Source organism: Streptomyces sp. NPDC060002 (assembly GCF_042737245.1).
In the GTDB taxonomy this organism is placed as follows: domain Bacteria; phylum Actinomycetota; class Actinomycetes; order Streptomycetales; family Streptomycetaceae; genus Streptomyces.
Genome location: NZ_JBHWUW010000004.1, coordinates 203,381 through 223,349, shown reverse-complemented (window position 1 = coordinate 223,349; position 19,969 = coordinate 203,381). Strand labels below are relative to the sequence as shown.

The window sequence follows — 19,969 nt, the reverse complement described above, 5'->3', positions numbered from 1 at the left end:
TCGACGCAAGGGGGGCCGGTCGGGGAACGGGTCAGTCGCGGGGGAACTCGTCGGTCTTGAGAGTGAGGCCGACCACGGTGCCGGTGAGGTCGATGTCGTCGCCGAAGTCGACCTTCGTCTCCGTGATGTACTCGCCGTTCTTGGGCTGGGTGTAGATGTGACAGCGGCGCTGGTAGGGATCGGCGATCAGGTAGAGGGGAACCTCGGCGGTCGCGTAGGCCGTCATCTTGGGGCCGTAGTCGTTGACGGCGGTGCCTTTGGAGATCACCTCGGCGACGAACTCGACGTCCTCGTGGCTCCAGCGGCCGTCCTCCGACCTGGCGGCGTTCTCGGCCATCACCGTCACATCGGTCGCGAAGCCGTTCAGATGCCCTGGGTAGTCGATGCGCACGTCGGACTTCACGCGCTCGCGGGGGTACTTGGTCCGCAGCTGTTCGACGATGTCCAGGATGATCTCCCAGTGGGTGTCCCGCTGTGGCGACATGAAAACGGTCCCCTCGACGATCTCGACCTTGTATCCCTCGGGGACGGGCATCGTCTCGAGCCGCTCGAACATCTCGTCGAGCGTGATCGTGTTGTCGCTCTCGGCCATCGCGATCCTGTCTTCGAGGACGGTCATCGTGGCGCTCCTCCCCGGCCGCACTCGCTCGAGTGCCGCCGCGCAGTACAACGATACGCACGGTGACGAGGTCACGGCGCGGAGCGCATATGCCAGAGCCGGGCGCGGGCGCGGCCCTCAGCCCGCGTACTCCCCGCCAAGTTCCCAACCCTGGTACATCGCCTCCGCGAAGGCCGACGCCAGCTGGTGTTCGCCGTTCGTGTTCGGATGGGTGCCGTCGTAGGTGTCGGTGTCGATGTCCCAGGTCGGCGGGACCGAGGCCAGCAGGATGGGGGAGCCCGGCTCGTCCAGGTCGGCGGCCGTCTTCGCCAGGAGTTCGTTGAAGCGGGCGACCTGGGCGGCGAAGGGCTCGTCGTTCGCGGCGCGGATGTTGGGGATGACCGGCAGCCACACCATGGCGATCCGCGGGTTCGCCGCGCGGGCCTCGGCGGCGAAGGCGCGCGCGTTCTCCGCGGTCTGCTCGGCGTTCGTGTAGAAGCCCAGGTCGATCAGGCCGAGCGAGACCAGCAGGACGTCCGCCCGGGACTTCCGCACGGCCTCGCCGATCAGCGGGGCCATGTGCAGCCAGCCCTCGCCCCAGCCGGCCAGATGACCGCGCGGGAAGTCGGGGTCGGCGTAGGCGTACGACGCGGGAGAGTCCGTCGACTTGTCGTAGAGCGTCTCGCGGGGGCCGGACAGGGTGAACGGGCCGCCGTACGTCGCGCACAGGTGCCGCCACATGTGGTAGCGCCATGTGTGGTCGCCCGTGCTGCCGATCGTCATCGAGTCGCCTACGGGCATGAACCTGAGCATCCGCTCATGATGGAGGATCGGCAAAGGATCACCGCCGCCGGGGGCGTGTGAGACGGGCCACGAACCCGTGAACGGGAGGGCGGGATGGCAGGCTTGTGGCATGCGCCGATCTTTCGCCGTCCGAGCCGGAGCCCTTCTCGCCGGAGTTCTCCTCTCGGGTGCCTTCACCGTGCTCGCCGCGTCCACCGCGCCCTCCGCGTACGCGGCCGACGGGGACAAGGGATTCACCATCGAGGATCCGCGTATCACCGAGTCCAGCGGTCTCGCCGCCTCGCGTCAGCACCCGGGCGTCTACTGGACGCACAACGACAGCGACGACGGCCCCTACCTCTACGCCGTCGACAGCGCGACCGGGAAGACCGTCGCCCGGCTCACCCTGACCGGCGTCGGCACGCCCCGCGACGTCGAGGCCGTCTCCATCGGTCCCGGCAACGAGATCTGGGTCGGCGACATCGGCGACAACCTCGGCGGCACCTGGCAGTACGTGTGGATCTACAAGCTGCCCGAGCCGAAGGAACTCGTCGACCAGACCGTCAAGGCCACGCAGTACGTCGTGAAGTACTCCGACGGCGCCCGCGACGCCGAGTCGCTCCTCGTGCACCCGAAGACCGGGCGGGTCTACATCATCGACAAGAAGGAGGACGGCGGGCACCTCTACGAGGGGCCGGCGGAGCTCTCCGCCTCCGGGGCGAACATCTTCAGGCCCGTCACCGCCGTCGACCTCTGGGCCACCGACGCCGCCTTCTCCCCGGACGGCACCCAGCTCGCCGTCCGCGGCTACTTCGGCGGCATCTCCTACGCCTGGAACGGCGGCAAGATCAAGCGCGAGGGGCGGCTCGACGTGCCGCTGCAACGGCAGGGGGAGTCCGTCAGCTACTCCGCCGACGGCAGCAAGCTCATGTACGGGAGCGAGGGTTCCGGGAGCTCGGTGGTGGCGGAGGACGCGCCCGAAGGCGCCGCTTCGGGTGCCAAGTCGCCCTCCGGGAGCGGAAGTTCGAGCGCCTCGGGGGAGGACGGCGGATCCTCGGCCGGCAGCGGCGTCAAGTTCGGCGCGCTGGCGGCCGCCGCGGTCTGCGTCGCCGTCTTCGGTCTCCGCAGGCTTCTGCGCCGCGACTGAGCACCTTTGCGCGCTGCCGCTGTCGCCGCTCTTCTTGACGTGGCCAGGGTGTGTCAGTTTCCTGGGTGGTGCGCGGTGGGTGGGAGCGCTCCCACATGTTTCGGGCCCGCGCCTCCCGAGAGGAAGCAGCGAGATGTTCCGCAGCTTGCGAAGAATGCTGTGCGGCCTGGCCGCCGCGCTTCTGATACCGCTGGGAGCCGGAGCGCAGACGGCGCGCGCGGCGGACGCCGTCGCCTCGGACGCCGTCGCGGCCGAGGCCGGAGCCGGCTACTGGCACACCAGCGGCCGGCAGATCCTGGACGCCGCCGGACAGCCGGTCCGGGTCGCCGGGATCAACTGGTTCGGTTTCGAGACCGGCAACTACGTCGTCCACGGACTCTGGTCCCGCGACTACAAGAGCATGATCGACCAGATGAGGTCGCTGGGCTACAACACGATCCGCGTCCCCTACAGCGACGACATCTTCAAGAGCACGACCGTCCCCAACAGCATCGACTTCAGCAGCGGCAAGAACACCGACCTCCAGGGCCTGAACTCGCTCCAGATCCTGGACAGGATCGTCTCGTACGCCGGTCAGGACGGTCTGAAGGTCATCCTCGACCGGCACCGGCCGGACGCGGGCGGGCAGTCGGCGCTCTGGTACACGGCCGCGGTCCCCGAGTCGACGTGGATCACCAACCTCAAGGCCCTCGCGGCCCGTTACAAGGGCCAGGACACGGTCGTCGGCATCGATCTGCACAACGAGCCCCACGATCCCGCCTGCTGGGGCTGCGGTGACACCGCGACCGACTGGCGGCTGGCCGCGCAACGCGCCGGCAACGCCGTCCTGTCGGTCAACCCCGCCCTCCTGATCTTCGTCGAGGGCGTGCAGTCCTTCAACGGCGTCTCCGGCTGGTGGGGCGGCAACCTGATGGGCGTCGGCCAGTACCCGGTGCAGCTCGACGTGGCGAACCGGGTCGTGTACTCGGCCCACGACTACGCGACGAGCGTCGCCCAGCAGAGCTGGTTCAGCGACCCGACGTTCCCCGCGAACATGCCGGGGATCTGGGACAAGTACTGGGGCTACATCTTCAAGCAGAACATCGCGCCCGTGTGGGTGGGCGAGTTCGGCACCACGCTCCAGTCGACGGTGGACCAGAAGTGGCTGGCGGCACTGGTGAGTTACCTCCGGCCGACGTCGACGTACGGCGCCGACTCCTTCCACTGGACCTTCTGGTCCTGGAACCCCAACTCCGGTGACACGGGCGGCATCCTCAAGGACGACTGGCAGACCGTCGACACCGTGAAGGACGGATACCTGGCGAGCGTCAAGGCGCCGGGCTTCCCGGGGACCGGCGGTGGCGGCGGAGGGGGCGGCGGTGGCGGCACGGCCTCCTGCGCCGCCGCCTACACCGTCAGCAGCGACTGGGGCGGCGGCTTCAACGCCGAGGTGAAGGTCACCAACACCGGTACCACCGCGATCGGTTCGTGGAAGGTGACCTGGACCTTCGGCGGCGCGCAGCAGATCACCAGCATGTGGAACGCCTCGTACACCCAGAGCGGGGCCGGCGTGACCGCGGTGAACGCCTCGCACAACGGGGCGGTCCCGGCGGGCGGTTCGGCGAGCTTCGGCTTCGGGGGCGCGCCCGGGGGCGGGGGTGTGCCGAGCGTGAGCTGCACCGCGGCGTGAACTTCGCGGCCGGATGAGCTTCTGCCCGGGCTTCTATGTGAGGAAGGGCGCCCGGTGTGCACCGGGCGCCCTTCGTCGTCCTACGGTCGTCGTCGTACGGCCGTTGCCCTACGGAGAGCGACTACAGCTTCTCGATCACGTAGTCGATGCTCTTCGTGAGCGCCTCGACGTCGGCCGGGTCGACCGCCGGGAACATCGCGACCCGCAGCTGGTTGCGGCCGAGCTTGCGGTAGGGCTCGGTGTCGACGATGCCGTTGGCGCGCAGCACCTTGGCGACGGCGGCCGCGTCCACGTCGTCGGAGAAGTCGATCGTGCCGATGACCTGGGAGCGCTTGGCCGGGTCGGTGACGAACGGGTTGGCGTACTTGACGTCCTCGGCCCAGCCGTACAGCGTGCGCGCGGAGGTGGCGGTGCGGCGCACCGACCAGTCCAGGCCGCCCTGGCCGTTGATCCACTCCAGCTGCTGGTTCAGCAGGAAGAGGGTGGAGAGGGCCGGGGTGTTGTACGTCTGGTTCTTGCGGGAGTTGTCGATCGCCGTGGGCAGCGAGAAGAACTCCGGGATGTGGCGGCCGGACGCGTGGACGCGCTCGGCGCGCTCGATCGCGGCCGGGGAGAACACGCCGATCCACAGGCCGCCGTCGGAGGCGAAGGACTTCTGCGGGGCGAAGTAGTAGACGTCCGTCTCGGCGATGTCGACCGGGAGACCGCCGGCGCCGGAGGTGGCGTCCACCAGGACGAGGGAGCCCTCGTCGGCGCCCGCTACGCGCCGGATCGGGGCGGCGACACCGGTGGAGGTCTCGTTGTGGGTGAAGGCGTAGACGTCGACGCCCGCCTCGGCCGCGGGCTCGGGGTGCGTGCCCGGGTCGGAGGAGAGGACCGTCGGCTCCGCCAGCCACGGGGCCAGCTTGGCGGCCTTCGCGAACTTGGACGAGAACTCGCCGAACGTGAGGTGCTGCGACTTGTTCTCGATCAGACCGTGGGTCGCGATGTCCCAGAACGCGGTGGAGCCGCCGTTGCCGAGGACGACCTCGTATCCCTCGGGGAGGGAGAACAGCTCGGAGATGCCCTCGCGCACCTGGCCGACCAGGTTCTTGACCGGGGCCTGGCGGTGGGAGGTGCCGAGGAGGGACGTGCCGGTGGCGGCCAGGGCGTCCAGCGCCTCCACCCGCACCTTGGAGGGGCCCGCGCCGAATCGACCGTCGGCGGGCTTGATGTCAGCAGGAATCCGGATCTCAGCCACGAAGGCGAGGTTAGCCGGTGGGGGAAACCTGGGTGAAACCTGGTCCGTCGGGTGAGACGGGTCGTGTCGCGGTGCCGGCGGCGGTGCTCCCGGGCCCCCTTCGGCCTGGACGGCCTCGTCCTCGAACGCCGGACGGGCTGGTTGGGTGGACCCATGACGGATCTCGAAGCCGATCTGCGCAAGGTCGTCCGGGGCGAGGTCGCGTTCGACGTGACCTCCCGGGCGCTCACCACCATGGACGCGTCCAATTACCGGCGGGTCCCGCTCGGGGTCGTGGCCCCGCGGGATGCCGGCGACGTGGCGGCGGTGCTCGCCGTGTGCCGGTCGCACGGTGTGCCGGTCGTCGCGCGCGGCGGCGGTACGTCCATCGCGGGGCAGGCCACCGGAACGGGTGTGGTGCTGGACTTCACCCGTCATATGAACCGGTTGGTCGCCCTGGATCCGGAGGCGCGGACGGCCGTCGTGCAGCCGGGGCTGGTCCTCGACCGGCTCCAGGAGGCCGCCGCCCCGCACGGGCTGCGCTTCGGCCCCGACCCGTCCACCCACAGCCGCTGCACGCTCGGCGGGATGATCGGCAACAACTCGTGCGGCTCCCACTCGGTGGCGTGGGGGACGACGGCGGACGGTGTGCGCGAGCTGGAGGTCGTCACCGCGCGGGGGTGGCTGCTGCGGCTCGGGCAGGGGTGGGCGGGGGCGCCGGACGGCCTGCGCTCACTGGTGGACGGGGAGCTCGCCCGGCTGCGGACCGGCTTTCCCGAGCTGCCCCGCCGCATCTCGGGGTACGCGCTGGACGCGCTGCTGCCGGAGAACGGCGCCGACGTCGCCCGTTCCTTCTGCGGCGGCGAAGGCACCCTGGGCGTGCTCACGGAGGCCGTCGTACGGCTCGTCGAGGCTCCACGCGCGCGCGTGCTCGCGGTGCTCGGGTACGCCGACGAGGGCGCGGCCGCCGAGGCGGCGGCCGGGCTGCTGCCGTTCGGGCCGCTGACGGTGGAGGGGATGGCGGCCGACCTGGTGCCGCCCGGCGCGGCGGCCGGGCTGCCGCGGGGCGGGGCCTGGCTGTTCGTGGAGACGGGCGGCGAGTCGGAGAGCGAGGCACGCGCGCGTGCGCAGGCCGTCGTGCGCGCGGCGGACGTCCTGGACGCGCGGGTCGTACGGGATCCCGCCGGGCAGCGGGCGCTGTGGCGGATCCGCGAGGACGCGAGCGGGACGGCGACCCGCATGCCGGACGGCACGGAGGCCTGGCCCGGCTGGGAGGACTGCGCGGTGCCGCCGGCCCGGCTCGGCGCGTACCTGCGGGACTTCCGGGTGCTGCTCACCGGCCACGGTCTGCGCGGTACGCCGTACGGGCACTTCGGGGACGGCTGCATCCACGTCCGTATCGACTTCGACCTGCTGACGGGGGCGGGGATCGCCCGCTTCCGTCGGTTCTCCGAGGAACTTGCCGAACTGGTCGTGGCGCACGGCGGCTCCCTCTCCGGCGAACACGGCGACGGACAGGCCCGGGCCGAGCTGCTGCCGAGGATGTACGGGCAGGACATGGTCGCGCTGTTCGAGCGGGCCAAGGCGGTCTGGGACCCGGACGACCTCCTCAACCCGGGGATGCTGGTGCGTCCCGCGCCCCTCGACGGCAATCTGCGCTTCGCCGTGCTCCCGCGCGAGCCGGTCGACGTGGCCTTCGGCTACCCGTCCGACGGCGGTGACTTCTCGGCGGCGGTGCGCCGGTGCGTCGGCGTCGCGAAGTGCCGTACGACGACGGTGCCGGGGTCCGTGCCGGGGGCGGGGGTGATGTGTCCGTCGTTCCGGGTCACGGGCCGGGAGGAGCACTCCACGCGCGGGCGTGCCCGGCTGCTGCACGAGATGCTGGCCGGGGAGCTGGTGACCGACGGCTGGCGTTCCACGGAGGTCCGGGACGCGCTCGACCTGTGCCTGTCCTGCAAGGGCTGCCGCTCCGACTGCCCCGTCGAGGTCGACATGGCCACCTACAAGGCGGAGTTCCTGCACCACCACTACGAGGGGCGCCGGCGTCCGGCCGCCCACTACAGCATGGGGTGGCTGCCGGTGTGGCTGCGGTGGGCGAGCCGGCTGCGGGCGGCCGTCCCGCTGAACGCGCTCGCCTCGGTCGGCACACTGGCGGGCGTCGCCAAGCGGCTGGGCGGGATCGCGGCCGAGCGGGACATCCCGCGGCTGGCGCGGGAGACGTTCAGCGGGTGGTGGCGGCGCAGGGCGCCCGCTCCCGGGCCGGGGCGGGCCGGCGACCTGGTCGTCCTGTGGCCCGACACCTTCACCGAGCACCTCTCACCGTCCGTGGGCCGGGCCGCCGTGCGGGTCCTGGAGGACGCGGGGCTGCGGGTGGCGCTGCCGCCGACCCTGCGGATGCGGGGCCGGCCGGTGGGCGACGGCCGTTCCAGGAGCGCGGCCGCGCTGCTGACCGCCCGCCGGGGCCGGGTCTGCTGCGGGCTGACGTACGTCTCCACCGGCCAGCTCGACCACGCGCGCGTGGTGCTGCGCCGCACGCTCGACCTGATGGAGCCGGTGCTGGAGACGGCCGCGCCGGTGGTCGTCCTGGAGCCGAGCTGCGCGGCCGCCCTGCGCACCGATCTGCCCGAGGTGCTGCACGACGACCCGCGCGCGGCCCGCCTCGCCGCCCGCGTCCTGACCTTCGCGGAGGCTCTGGAGCGGCACGCGCCCGACTGGACCCCGCCGCGCCTGGACCGTCCGGCGGTCGGCCAGACCCACTGCCACCAGCATGCGGTCCTGGGCGACGCGGCCGAGCGGCGGCTGCGCGAGGCCGCGGGTCTCACCGGCGACCTGAGCGGCGGGTGCTGCGGCCTCGCCGGCAACTTCGGCTTCGAGAAGGGCCATTTCGAGGTGTCGGCGGCCTGCGCGCGGGAGCAGCTCCTGCCGGCCGTGCGGGACGCCCCCGAGGGAGCGGTGGTCCTGGCGGACGGCTTCTCCTGCCGCACCCAGCTGGACCAGCTGGCGGGGGCACGGGGAAGACACCTCGCGGAGGTCCTGGCAGACCATCTGGAGGACGAGGGACGGGAGCGCTGAGGGGAGGGGGCTGCGCGGGCGGTGGCGGGCGTGGCTGACCCCGGGACGGGCGGGGGCGGCTCCTACGCTGGCCGGGACGGTCGTCCGGCGATGCGAACGGGCGATTCGAACAATGATTCGAAGGGGTTCCCTGTATGAGCCTGCGTGTCCGGTCCATCACCCGTGAGGAGCACCTGGCGTTCGTCGCGGCCCGCTCCTCCGCCAGTCATATGCAGATCCCGTCGTGGGGCGACGTGAAGCCGGACTGGCGGGCGCGGAGCCTGGGCTGGACCGACGGGACGGGTGCGCTCGTGGGGGTGGGGCTGGTGCTGCTGCGGCCGCTGCCGAGGCTGAAGAAGTACCTGGCGTATCTGCCCGAGGGGCCGGTCATCGACTGGCACGCGCCGGATCTGGCCGAACGCTGGCTGGAGCCGATGCTCGCGTGGCTGAAGGCGCGGGGGGCGTTCTCGGTGAAGATGGGCCCGCCCGTCGTCGTACGGCGGTGGAGCGCCGACGCGGTCAAGGCGGCCATCGCCGATCCGGGTGCCCACCGGCTGCGGGACGCCGAGGCGAGCTCGTACGACCCGCGCGCCTTGGAGGTCGCCGACCGGCTGCGCCGGGCCGGCTGGCAGCAGACCGAGCCGGGCACGGAGGACGGCTTCGCGGCCGGTCAGCCCCGCTACGTCTTCCAGATCCCGTTCGCCGGACGCACGCTGGAGGACGTCCACAGCGGCCTCAACCAGCAGTGGCGGCGCAACATCAAGAAGGCCGAGAAGGCGGGCGTGAAGGTCGTCCGGGGCGGCGCTGAGGACCTCCCGGCGTTCTACGGGCTGTACACCGAGACCGCCGGACGCGACCGTTTCATCCCGCGTCCCCTGTCCTACTTCCAGCGCATGTGGAGCGCGCTGAACGCCGAACACCCCGACCGTATGCGGCTCTACCTCGCCCACCACGACGGCGAGGTGCTCGCCGCGGCGACCATGCTGACCGTCGGCGAGCACGTCTGGTACTCCTACGGCGCCTCCACCGGCCGCAGGCGCGAGGTCCAGCCGAACAACGCCATGCAGTGGCGCATGATGGCCGACGCCCATGAACTCGGCGCCGCCGTCTACGACTTGAGGGGCATCACCGACACCCTGGAGGAGTCCAACCACCTGCTCGGCCTGCTCCGGTTCAAGGTGGGCACGGGCGGACAGGCCGTGGAGTACCTGGGCGAGTGGGACTTCCCGCTCAACAAGCTGCTGCACAGGGTGCTGGACCTCTACATGGCGCGCAGATAGCCGCCTGCGCGAACTCCCAGGTTCTCCAAGGGTATTCACAGGAGGGCTTTGCTCGTTTTGACGTTCGCTTGAATGAGAAGCGTGTAAGTTTCTGGATGTCGGGAACCGGACGCGGAATTCCCGAACGGTTGACGAAAGTAAAGCGCCATCTCCCCCTAGGAGTCGCAATGAGCTTCAAGAAGCTTGCCCCGCTGCCCCCCAAGCCCAAGTCGAAGCAGCTCCCGCCTCCGCCGAAGCCCAAGCCGAAGAAGAAGCTCCAGCCGCAGCCGCCGCTTCCCGGCCGGGACAGCTGAGCAGCTCCTGAAAAGGGCCGATGGTGCACCGTCGGCCCTTCTTTTTATTATTCCTGAGCTGGAGGCGCGAAATGGGCAGGGAATATGAGGAAGGGGAGGACGGTGCGGAGGAAGAAGAATTCGAGTACGGAACTCCCGCCATTCCGGCCCGCACCGCGTTCCGCCGCTTCTTTCCGCTGACCAGAGGACTGCGGAAGTGGCTGGTGATCGTCTGGGTGTGCACGGTCCTCGCCGCGCTCGCCGAGACCGAGGCGATCCTGCTCTTCGGTGAACTCACCGACAACGCCCTGCGACAGGGCTCGCTCGCCGCGTTCTGGGCGCCGGCCGCGAAGTGGCTGGGCGTCGCCGTCGTCGGCGCGTTCATCGCCTACGCCGGCAACTCCCTGGCCGCATGGGCCACCGAACGCTTCGTCATGCGGCTGCGCGAGCATGTCTTCGACCACGTACAGCGGTTGCCGCCCCACTTCTTCCAACGTCACCGCCAGGGCGACCTGTTGTCCCGCCTGACGAGTGACGTCGAGGCCATCGAGACGATGGTGGTGTCCGGGCTGGTGGGCGCCGCCTCGGCGGTCTTCAGCGCGCTCTTCTACGCGGCCGCCGCGTTCTGGCTGCGCTGGGACCTGGCCGTCGCCACGTTCGTCCTGGCCCCGCTCTTCTGGCTGGCCGCCCGCCGCTTCTCCGGCTCCATCAAGGACGTGTCGAGGGCGGGCCGGGTGGCGGACGGCGCGATCACCTCCGTCGTCGAGGAGTCCCTCGGCAACATCGTCCTCACCCAGGCCTACGACCGTCGCGACGCCGAACGCCGGCGTCTGCACGAGGAGGCGACCGCCTGGTTCCGCGCGTCCGTCCGGTCGACCCGGTTGAACGAGGCGTACGAGCAGTCGGTGCAGGTCATCGAGACGGTCTGCGTGCTCGCGGTGATCGGCATCGGCGCCTGGGAGATCTCCACCGGCCGGATGACCCTCGGCCAGCTCCTCGCCTTCGCCGCCTTCCTCGGCTACCTCTACCCCCCCGTCCAGGGTCTGGCCCAGCTCGGCCTGACCGTCACCGCGGCCACGGCGGGCGCGGAACGGCTGATCGAGATCCTGGACGTCGAACCCTCGGTCGGCGACCCCGCGGGCGGGGTGGAGGTGGGCCGCCCGGACGGCACGGTCGAGGTGAGGGACGTCGGCTTCCGCTACCCCGGCGCGGACCGGAGCGCCCTGCGGGGACTGTCGTTCACCGTGCGCCCCGGCGAGCTGGTGATCATCACCGGTCCGAGCGGCGCGGGCAAGTCCACCGTCTCCAAGCTGCTGCTGCGCTTCTACGACCCGGACGCGGGCGATGTCCTGCTCGACGGCGTGCCCCTACGGGACTTCCCCCTGGCCCGGCTGCGTGAGTACGTGACCCTGCTCCCGCAGGAGACGCTCGTCCTGCACGACACCGTCCGCGCGAACATCGCCTGCGGTCGGCCCGGCGCCAGCGACCAGGCGATCGAGGAGGCGGCCCGGGCGGCCGACGCGCACGGTTTCATCGCCGCACTTCCCGACGGCTACGACACCAGGGTCGACCCCAACTCCGCCCGCCTCTCCGGCGGCCAGCTCCAACGCCTGGCGATCGCCCGGGCGATCCTGCGCGACGCGCCGGTCCTGGTCCTGGACGAGCCGACCACCGGCCTGGACGCGATCGCCGCCCGTCGGGTCGTGAAGCCCCTGCGCCGCCTGATGGCGGGCCGCACCACGATCATGATCACCCACGACCTCAACCTCGCCCCCGACGCCGACCGCATCCTCGTGGTGGACGGCGGCCGGGTCGTGGAGACGGGCCGGCACGAGGAACTCCTGGCCCGCGGCGGCGCCTACGCCCGGCTGCACCGCTCGCAGAACAACGCCGTGATGGACACGGGCGAGCTGCGGTTGCCGCTGTTCGCGGCGGGACCGGCGGCAGAGACGCCGACGGCGGCACCCCAGGCGTACGGGTACCAGGCATACGGGTACCAGGCGTACGGGTACCAGGCGTACGGGTACGGCGACGGATACGACCACGGATACGCCGGTCACACCGACCCCTACGGGCAGGGCTACGGGTACGGGCAGGCCTATGGGCACGGGCAGGCGTACGGGAACGGGGAAGCATACGGGCACGGGCAGGCGTACGGGCAGGGGCCCGCCCCGGAGGAATACGTTCCGGAGGCATACGTCCAGGAGGCGTACGCCCCGGAGGCGCACACGCCCGGGGTCCGCGCCCCTGAGGCGTTTGCCGCAGCCGGGGCTTCCGGCGCCGGAGCCGCATCCGGCGCCGGAGTCGGAGCCACGGCCTGGGGCGTGGGGCAGCCCGCTCCCGGGATGTACGGAACCGTCCCGACGACCCTCGCCGACGGCCGTCCGCTGTTCCGCGACGAGGAGTACGGGGCGCCGCCGGGCATCTGACGTCTCACAGCCCGAGACAGTGGCATGACGGCTTCACACACCTGACGAAGTCCATTACCCTGGACTTGACAGTGCAGCGTGATGTACACACCTCGAGTCGAGCCCCAGGACCGCCCGTGACTGCCCCCGGCACCGCCGCCACACCCCAGCTCGCCCCCACCGCCCCAGCGGCCGGCGCCCCCGGATCCCCGGGCCGTCTGGGAGCCCTCGGCCCGGTCGGCCTCGTGCTCGCCGGAGGCATCTCGGTGCAGTTCGGCGGCGCGCTGGCGGTGACGCTGATGCCGAGGGCGGGCGCGCTGGGCGTGGTGGCGCTGCGGCTCCTGGTGGCGGCGGTGGTCCTGCTGGTGATCTGCCGGCCACGGCTGCGCGGCCACTCCCGCACGGACTGGGGCACGGTCGTCGCCTTCGGCGTCACGATGGCCGCGATGAACGGCCTCTTCTACCAGGCGGTGGACCGCATCCCGCTGGGCGCGGCGGTGACGCTCGAGGTCCTCGGCCCCCTCGCACTGTCGGTCGTGGTCTCGCGCCGCGCGCTGAACCTCGTCTGGGCCGGCCTGGCTCTCGCGGGCGTCTTCCTGCTCAGCGGGGGCGGCGGGGACGGCGGGCACGGCGGGGGGTTCGGCGGCGGCCTCGACCTGGCGGGTGTCGCGTTCGCGCTGGGGGCGGGGGCGATGTGGGCGGCGTACATCGTCTTCAGCGCCCGCACCGGCCGCCGTTTCCCGCAGGCGGACGGTCTGGCGCTGGCGATGGCGGTGGGCGCGCTGCTCTTCCTCCCGCTGGGCCTCGCCGAGTCGGGCACGAAACTGGCCGACCCGGTGACGCTGGGCCTGGGCGCGGCGGTGGCCCTGCTCTCCTCGGTCCTCCCCTACACCCTCGAACTCCTCGCCCTGCGCCGCATGCCCGCCTCCACCTTCGCGATCATGATGAGTCTGGAGCCGGCCGTCGCCGCCGTCGCGGGCTTCCTGATCCTCGACCAGACCCTGACCACGATCCAGGCGGCCGCGATCGCCCTGGTCGTCGCGGCGAGCATGGGCGCGGTCCGGACGCAGGTGGGGCGGTCGAAGCCGGCGGTCCCGGAGGCCTGACGGACGCCTCGACCGCCCACGGACCGCCGGAGGCGGCCCGGTCACGACGACCGGTCGGGTCGTACTCAAGGGAGTGCGGCAAGGGCTCGATCCGGCCGAGGCGGGGGTGCCGGTTCACCCCCGACGAACTCGCGGGGCAGTCTCTCGGCCTGCACGTCACCGGCAGGGCCGCGCTGCGGGGCGTCGGCGCCGTCCTCGCGGGCACGCTGGCCCAACTGATCTCCCCGGCCGCCGCGATGGCGCTGACGGCGGCGGGCTCGGTCGCCGTGACCCTGGCCCTCGCGGCGCTGGGCAGGCGCGAGGGGCGTCGGCGGCCGGCCGTTTCCGGTGCGTGTCCGGGCGTCCTGCCGGCACCCGCGGTCGACGACTGACCGGGCCGGAGGCGGACGGCCGCGTCTCTTCCCGCCCGACGTCGATCGAGGAGCGGGTGGAGGGAAATTAATGCAAGCATGCTTGATTGTTTCTTGCCCCGCTGCCATGCTCCACCCCATGGCCGACCCGACGCCCGTGCTCGACGACCTCCGCGCCGAAAGCGATCAACTCGACAGGCTGGTAGCCGAGTTGAGTCCCGAGCGGTGGACGCTCCCGACCCCCGCCCCCGGCTGGACCGTCGCCCACCAGATCGCGCACCTCGCCTGGACCGACCACTCCTCCGTGCTGGCCGTGACCGATCAGGACGCGTTCGCCCGTGAGGTCGAGAAGGCGCTCGCCGCGCCCGGGGACTTCGTCGACAACGGCGCGCGGGAGGGGGCCGCCAAGCCGCCCGAGCGGTTGCTCGCGGACTGGCGGGCCGGTCGCGAGGCCCTCGCGGACGCCCTGCGGAAGGCGCCCGCGGGAGCTCGTTTCCCCTGGTACGGGCCGCCCATGTCGGCCGCATCCATGGCCACCGCCCGGCTCATGGAGACCTGGGCCCACGGCCAGGACGTGGCGGACGCGCTGGGCGAGGCGCCCGCACCCACCGACCGGCTCCGGCACATCGTCCGCCTCGGCGTCCGCACCCGCGACTTCGCCTTCGGCGTGCACGGACTGCCCACGCCGTTCGAGGAGTTCCGCGTCGAACTCGACGGCCCGTCCGGCGAGTTGTGGACATACGGCCCCGAGGACGCCACGGATCGCGTGACCGGCCCCGCCCTCGACTTCTGTCTCCTGGTCACCCAGCGCGCCCACCGCGCCGACCTCGCCCTGCGCGCCGAGGGCCCCGACGCCGACCGCTGGCTGGACATCGCCCAGGCCTTCGCGGGCCCGCCCGGCAGCGGCCGTCCGCCCAAGGAGGCAACCCGGTGACGGTCCTGCGCATAGGCAACGCCTCCGGCTTCTACGGCGACCGCTTCGACGCCCTGCGCGACATGCTCACCGGCGGCGAACTCGACGTCGTCACCGGCGACTACCTCGCCGAGCTGACCATGCTGATCCTCGGCCGCGACCGGCTGAAGAACCCCGCAGGCGGATACGCCCGCACCTTCCTCCGGCAGCTGGAGGAGTCCCTCGGCCTCGCCCACGACCGCGGCGTACGCGTCGTCACCAACGCCGGAGGTCTCAACCCGGCCGGACTCGCCGACGCCGTACGGCAGTTGGGGGCCCGGCTCGGCATCCCGGCACGCGTCGCGCACGTCGAGGGCGACGACCTCGGCGCCCGCTATCCGGGCAGCCTCACCGCCCACGCCTACCTCGGCGGCTCCGGCATCGCCGCGTGTCTGCGCGAGGGCGCGGACATCGTCGTCACCGGACGGGTCACCGACGCGGCCCTCGTCACCGGCCCCGCCGCCGCCCACTTCGGCTGGGAGCCCGAGGAGTACGACCGGCTCGCGGGCGCCGTCGTCGCCGGACACGTCCTGGAGTGCGGGACGCAGGCCACCGGCGGCAACTACGCCTTCTTCGCCGAGGGCGGCCGTGACCTGCGGCGACCCGGCTTCCCGCTCGCCGAGGTCCACGAGGACGGCAGCTGTGTCATCACCAAGCACCCCGGCACCGGCGGCTTCGTCGACGTCGGCACGGTGACCGCCCAGCTGCTGTACGAGACGACGGGCGCCCGGTACGCAGGACCCGACGTCACCGCCCGCCTGGACACCGTACGGCTCACCCAGGACGGCCCCGACCGGGTACGGATCCACGGCGTGCGCGGGGAGGCCCCGCCGCCGACCCTCAAGGTCGGCCGCACCCGCCTCGGCGGCTTCCGCAACGAGGTCGTCTTCGTGCTCACCGGCCTGGACATCGAGGCCAAGGCCGCGCTCGTGCGGGAACAGATGGCGCAGGCTTTCCTCAAAGCACGCCCGGCGGAGGTCCGTTGGGAACTGGTCCGCACCGACCGGGCCGACGCCGACACCGAGGAGACCGCGAGCGCCCTCCTCCGGCTCGTCGTACGCGACCCCGACCAGGGAGCCGTGGGACGGGCGTTGAGCGGGGCGGCCGTGGAACTGGCGCTGGCCAGCTATCCCGGCTTCCATGTGCTCGCACCGCCCGGGAAGGGTTCCCCCTACGGGGTGTTCGAGGCCGCGTACGTGCCGCAGGAGGACGTCGAGCACATCGCCGTCCTCGACGACGGCCGCCGCCTGGCCGTTGCCGCGCCCCCGGCCGCCGGCACCCTCGTACTTCGGGAGGTACCGGAACCGGACCTGCCGGATCCGCTGCCTCCCGGCCCCGTACGGCGCGCCCCCCTCGGGCTCGTGGCCGGCGCCCGCAGCGGCGACAAGGGCGGCAACGCCAACGTGGGCGTGTGGGCCCGCACGGACGAGGCCTGGCGCTGGCTCGCCCACGAACTGACGGCCGACAGGTTCCGGCAGCTGGTCCCCGAGAGCCGCGAGCTGACCGTCACCCGTCACACCCTGCCCCGGCTGCGCGCCCTGAACTTCGTCGTCGAGGGGGTCCTCGGCGCCGGGGTGGCCGCCCAGCACCGCTTCGACCCGCAGGCCAAGGCACTCGGCGAATGGCTGCGCTCCCGACACCTGGACATCCCGGAGGCCCTCCTGTGACGGCTCTCACGTCCGCCCTGGACACCCAGGGCCCCGACTACCGCGCGCACCGCGAGGCCATGCTCGCCAAGCTCGCCGACCTCGACACCGAGCACGCGAAGGCGCTCGCGGGGGGAGGGGAGAAGTACGTCGCCAGGCACCGTGCGCGCGGCAAGCTCCTCGCCCGTGAGCGCATCGAGCTGCTCCTCGACCCCGACACGCCGTTCCTGGAACTGTCGCCGCTGGCCGCCTGGGGAAGCGACTACACGGTGGGAGCCTCCCTCATCACCGGCATCGGGGTCGTCGAGGGCGTGGAGTGCCTGATCACCGCCAACGATCCGACCGTCCGCGGAGGCGCCAGCAACCCCTGGTCCCTGAAGAAGGCCCTGCGCGCCAACGACATCGCCCTCGCCAACCGGCTGCCCTGCATCAGCCTGGTGGAGTCGGGCGGGGCCGACCTGCCGTCGCAGAAGGAGATCTTCATCCCGGGCGGGGCCGTCTTCCGCGACCTGACCCGGCTCTCCGCCGCCGGGATCCCGACCGTCGCCGTCGTCTTCGGGAACTCGACCGCGGGCGGCGCGTACATCCCCGGCATGTCCGACCACGCGATCATGGTCAAGGAGCGGGCGAAGGTGTTCCTCGGCGGACCGCCCCTGGTGAAGATGGCCACCGGCGAGGAGAGCGACGACGAGTCCCTGGGCGGCGCGGAGATGCACGCGCGCGTGTCCGGCCTCGCCGACCACTTCGCCGTCGACGAGCGGGACGCGCTGCGGCAGGCGCGCCGCGTGGTGGCCCGTCTCAACCACCGCAAGGCGTACCGGGATCCGGGCCCGGCCGTCCCTCCCAGGTATGACGAGGACGAACTCCTGGGCATCGTCCCCGGGGATCTGCGCACCCCCTTCGACCCGCGCGAGGTGATCGCCCGGATCGTCGACGCCTCCGACTTCGACGAGTTCAAGCCCCTCTACGGGACGAGCCTCGTCACCGGCTGGGCGACCCTGCACGGCTACCCGGTCGGCATCCTGGCCAACGCCCAGGGCGTGCTGTTCAGCGCGGAATCCCAGAAGGCCGCCCAGTTCATCCAGCTCGCCAACCAGCGCGACATCCCGCTCCTCTTCCTGCACAACACCACCGGCTACATGGTCGGCAGGGAGTACGAGCAGGGCGGCATCATCAAACACGGCGCGATGATGATCAACGCGGTCGCCAACTCGAAGGTCCCGCACCTGTCCGTCCTCATGGGCGCCTCGTACGGGGCCGGCCACTACGGCATGTGCGGGCGCGCCTACGACCCCCGGTTCCTCTTCGCCTGGCCGAGCGCCAAGTCGGCGGTGATGGGCCCGCAGCAGCTCGCCGGGGTCCTGTCGATCGTCGCCCGGCAGTCGTCGGCCGCGAAGGGCCTGCCCTACGACGACGACGCGGACGCCGCCCTGCGCGCCATGGTGGAGCAGCAGATCGAGTCCGAGTCGCTGCCGATGTTCCTGTCCGGGCGGCTGTACGACGACGGTGTCATCGACCCGCGCGACACCCGCACCGTTCTCGGCCTGTGCCTGTCGGCCGTCCACTCCGCGCCCTTCGAAGGCGCGCGGGGCGGCTTCGGCGTCTTCCGGATGTGAGGCTCATGATTACTTCCGTTCTGGTGGCCAACCGCGGCGAGATCGCCTGCCGCGTCTTCCGCACCTGCCGCGAGGCGGGCATCCGTACCGTCGCCGTGCACTCGGACGCCGACGCGGACGCCCTCCACGCGCGCGTGGCCGACGCGGCCGTACGACTGCCGGGCAGCGCGCCCGCGGACACCTACCTGCGAGCCGACCTCGTGGTGAAGGCCGCCGTCGGCGCGGGCGCGGACGCCGTGCACCCCGGCTACGGCTTCCTCTCCGAGAACGCCGGCTTCGCGCGCGCCGTCCTGGACGCGGGCCTCGTCTGGATCGGGCCGCCGCCCGAGGCGATCGAGGCGATGGCGTCCAAGACACGCGCCAAGCAGCTCATGGGGCTCGCCCCGCTTGCCCCGGACGAGGTGACGCAGGCCGATCTGCCGGTGCTGGTGAAGGCGGCCGCGGGCGGGGGCGGGCGCGGTATGCGCATCGTGCGCCGTCTGGCGGAGCTGGGGCCCGCGCTGGAGGGAGCCCGCGCCGAGGCCGCGAGCGCCTTCGGTGACGGCGAGGTGTTCGTCGAGCCGTACGTCGAGAACGGCCGCCATGTCGAGGTGCAGATCCTCGCCGACACGCACGGCACGGTGTGGGCGCTCGGCACCCGCGACTGCTCCCTCCAGCGGCGCCACCAGAAGGTCGTCGAGGAGGCGCCGGCGCCGGGCCTGTCCGAGCGGTCGGCGGAGGAACTGCGCACGCTGGCCGTGCGCGCCGCGCGGGCCGTCTCGTACGTCGGCGCCGGCACCGTCGAGTTCCTCGTCGCCGACGGCCGCGCGCACTTCCTGGAGATGAACACCCGCCTCCAGGTCGAACACCCCGTCACGGAGGCCGTCTTCGGCCTCGACCTGGTGGCCGAACAGATCCGGGTCGCGGAGGGCGCCGCCCTGGACCCCGAGCCCCCACGCGCGCGTGGCCACGCCGTCGAGGCCCGCCTCTACGCCGAGGACCCGGCGAACAACTGGACCCCGCAGACCGGCACGCTGCTCCGCCTGACCGTCCCCGACGGCGTCCGCCTGGACACCGGCTACGGCGACGGCGACGACATCGGCGTCCACTACGACCCCATGCTCGCCAAAGTCGTCGCCCATGCCCCCACGCGCGCGGAAGCGATCCGCAAGCTCGCGGGCGCCCTGGAACGCACGGTCCTGCACGGCCCGGTCACCAACCGCGACCTGCTGGTCCGCTCACTGCGCCACGCGGAGTTCACCTCCGCCCGCATGGACACCGGCTTCTACGACCGGCACCTCGGCGACCTCACCGTCCCGGCCCCCGACCCGTACGCCCCGCTGGCCGCCGCCCTCGCGGACGCGCGCACCCGCTCGCCCCTGGGCGGCTGGCGCAACCTGCCGTCCCAGCCGCAGACGAAGCGGTACGCGGCGGCGGGCGAGGAGACGGAGGTCCGCTACCGCCACACCCGGACCGGCCTCACCGCCGAGGGCGTACAGGTGGTGCACGCCGACCCCGGCCTGGTCGTCCTGGAGATCGACGGCGTACGGCGCCGTTTCGAGGTCGCCCGCTACGGCGATCGCGTCCACGTCAACGGCGCCACCCTCACCGCCCTGCCGCGCTTCCCCGACCCGGAGGACCAGCACGCCCCCGGCTCCCTGCTCGCGCCGATGCCCGGCACGGTCGTCAAGCTCGCGGACGGTCTCCTCACCGGATCGAGTGTCCGGGCCGGCGAACCGCTGCTGTGGCTCGAAGCGATGAAGATGCAACACGTCATCGCGGCCCCGGTGGACGGGACGCTGACGGCGTTGCCGGTGACGACAGGACAGCAGGTGCAGGTCGGCACCCTGCTGGCGGTAGTGCAGGAAACCTAGGGGCGCGACAAGCCACGAC

At 72.2% G+C, this 19,969-nt stretch carries 14 protein-coding genes; 11 read left to right on the top strand and 3 right to left on the bottom strand.

Translation table 11 applies throughout. From position 1 onward, the window contains the following. Positions 1 to 31: 31 nt before the first annotated feature. Both ACFWBD_RS06290 and ACFWBD_RS06285 read right to left on the bottom strand, forming a co-directional pair. The gene (locus tag ACFWBD_RS06290; protein ID WP_385663383.1) at positions 32 to 619 is read right to left on the bottom strand and encodes a Uma2 family endonuclease; all 588 of its coding nucleotides are present in this window, start codon (positions 617 to 619) and stop codon (positions 32 to 34) included. Between the two features lie 117 nt (positions 620 to 736). Further along, positions 737 to 1,411: a GDSL-type esterase/lipase family protein gene (locus ACFWBD_RS06285; protein ID WP_385663380.1), complete on the bottom strand. Its 675-nt coding sequence runs from the start codon at positions 1,409 to 1,411 to the stop codon at positions 737 to 739. A gap of 100 nt (positions 1,412 to 1,511) precedes the next feature. Between ACFWBD_RS06285 and ACFWBD_RS06280 the strand changes: the two genes are divergently transcribed. Continuing rightward, entirely contained in the window at positions 1,512 to 2,528 is a 1,017-nt protein-coding gene (locus ACFWBD_RS06280) for a WD40 repeat domain-containing protein (protein WP_385663378.1), read from the top strand. Between the two features lie 133 nt (positions 2,529 to 2,661). Beyond that, entirely contained in the window at positions 2,662 to 4,197 is a 1,536-nt protein-coding gene (locus tag ACFWBD_RS06275) for a cellulase family glycosylhydrolase (protein WP_385663375.1), read from the top strand. Positions 4,198 to 4,318: 121 nt separating this feature from the next. On the opposite strand, the gene serC is transcribed toward ACFWBD_RS06275, so the two are convergent. Then, a complete protein-coding gene (gene serC / locus ACFWBD_RS06270) occupies positions 4,319 to 5,437 on the bottom strand; it encodes a phosphoserine transaminase (protein WP_385663372.1) in 1,119 nt (372 codons plus the stop codon). A 153-nt stretch (positions 5,438 to 5,590) separates the two neighbouring features. Here serC and ACFWBD_RS06265 point away from each other — a divergent pair, with 153 nt between their 5' ends. The 9 genes from ACFWBD_RS06265 to ACFWBD_RS06225 all read left to right on the top strand — a co-directional run bounded on the left by ACFWBD_RS06265 (position 5,591) and on the right by ACFWBD_RS06225 (position 19,950). Then, complete coding sequence (locus ACFWBD_RS06265) at positions 5,591 to 8,488, top strand: FAD-binding and (Fe-S)-binding domain-containing protein (protein ID WP_385663370.1); 2,898 nt, start codon at positions 5,591 to 5,593, stop codon at positions 8,486 to 8,488. Positions 8,489 to 8,622: 134 nt separating this feature from the next. Next, positions 8,623 to 9,747, top strand: coding sequence for a lipid II:glycine glycyltransferase FemX (locus tag ACFWBD_RS06260; protein ID WP_385663367.1), 1,125 nt, complete (start codon positions 8,623 to 8,625; stop codon positions 9,745 to 9,747). Positions 9,748 to 9,914: 167 nt separating this feature from the next. Continuing rightward, positions 9,915 to 10,040, top strand: coding sequence for a hypothetical protein (locus tag ACFWBD_RS06255; protein ID WP_385663364.1), 126 nt, complete (start codon positions 9,915 to 9,917; stop codon positions 10,038 to 10,040). A gap of 71 nt (positions 10,041 to 10,111) precedes the next feature. Then, positions 10,112 to 12,448 (top strand): ABC transporter transmembrane domain-containing protein, encoded by a 2,337-nt coding sequence (locus tag ACFWBD_RS06250; RefSeq protein ID WP_385663361.1) that lies wholly within the window; start codon positions 10,112 to 10,114, stop codon positions 12,446 to 12,448. Positions 12,449 to 12,564: 116 nt separating this feature from the next. Beyond that, positions 12,565 to 13,533: a DMT family transporter gene (locus ACFWBD_RS06245; protein ID WP_385663358.1), complete on the top strand. Its 969-nt coding sequence runs from the start codon at positions 12,565 to 12,567 to the stop codon at positions 13,531 to 13,533. A 489-nt stretch (positions 13,534 to 14,022) separates the two neighbouring features. Then, entirely contained in the window at positions 14,023 to 14,817 is a 795-nt protein-coding gene (locus tag ACFWBD_RS06240) for a TIGR03084 family metal-binding protein (protein WP_385663355.1), read from the top strand. Further along, positions 14,814 to 16,502, top strand: coding sequence for an acyclic terpene utilization AtuA family protein (locus ACFWBD_RS06235; RefSeq protein ID WP_385663352.1), 1,689 nt, complete (start codon positions 14,814 to 14,816; stop codon positions 16,500 to 16,502). The genes ACFWBD_RS06240 and ACFWBD_RS06235 overlap by 4 nt, the downstream gene beginning before the upstream one ends. Then, a complete protein-coding gene (locus tag ACFWBD_RS06230) occupies positions 16,499 to 18,097 on the top strand; it encodes an acyl-CoA carboxylase subunit beta (RefSeq protein WP_385663350.1) in 1,599 nt (532 codons plus the stop codon). The genes ACFWBD_RS06235 and ACFWBD_RS06230 overlap by 4 nt, the downstream gene beginning before the upstream one ends. A gap of 5 nt (positions 18,098 to 18,102) precedes the next feature. Continuing rightward, positions 18,103 to 19,950, top strand: a complete 1,848-nt coding sequence (locus tag ACFWBD_RS06225; RefSeq protein WP_385663347.1) for an acetyl/propionyl/methylcrotonyl-CoA carboxylase subunit alpha — start codon at positions 18,103 to 18,105, stop codon at positions 19,948 to 19,950. Positions 19,951 to 19,969: the final 19 nt, after the last annotated feature.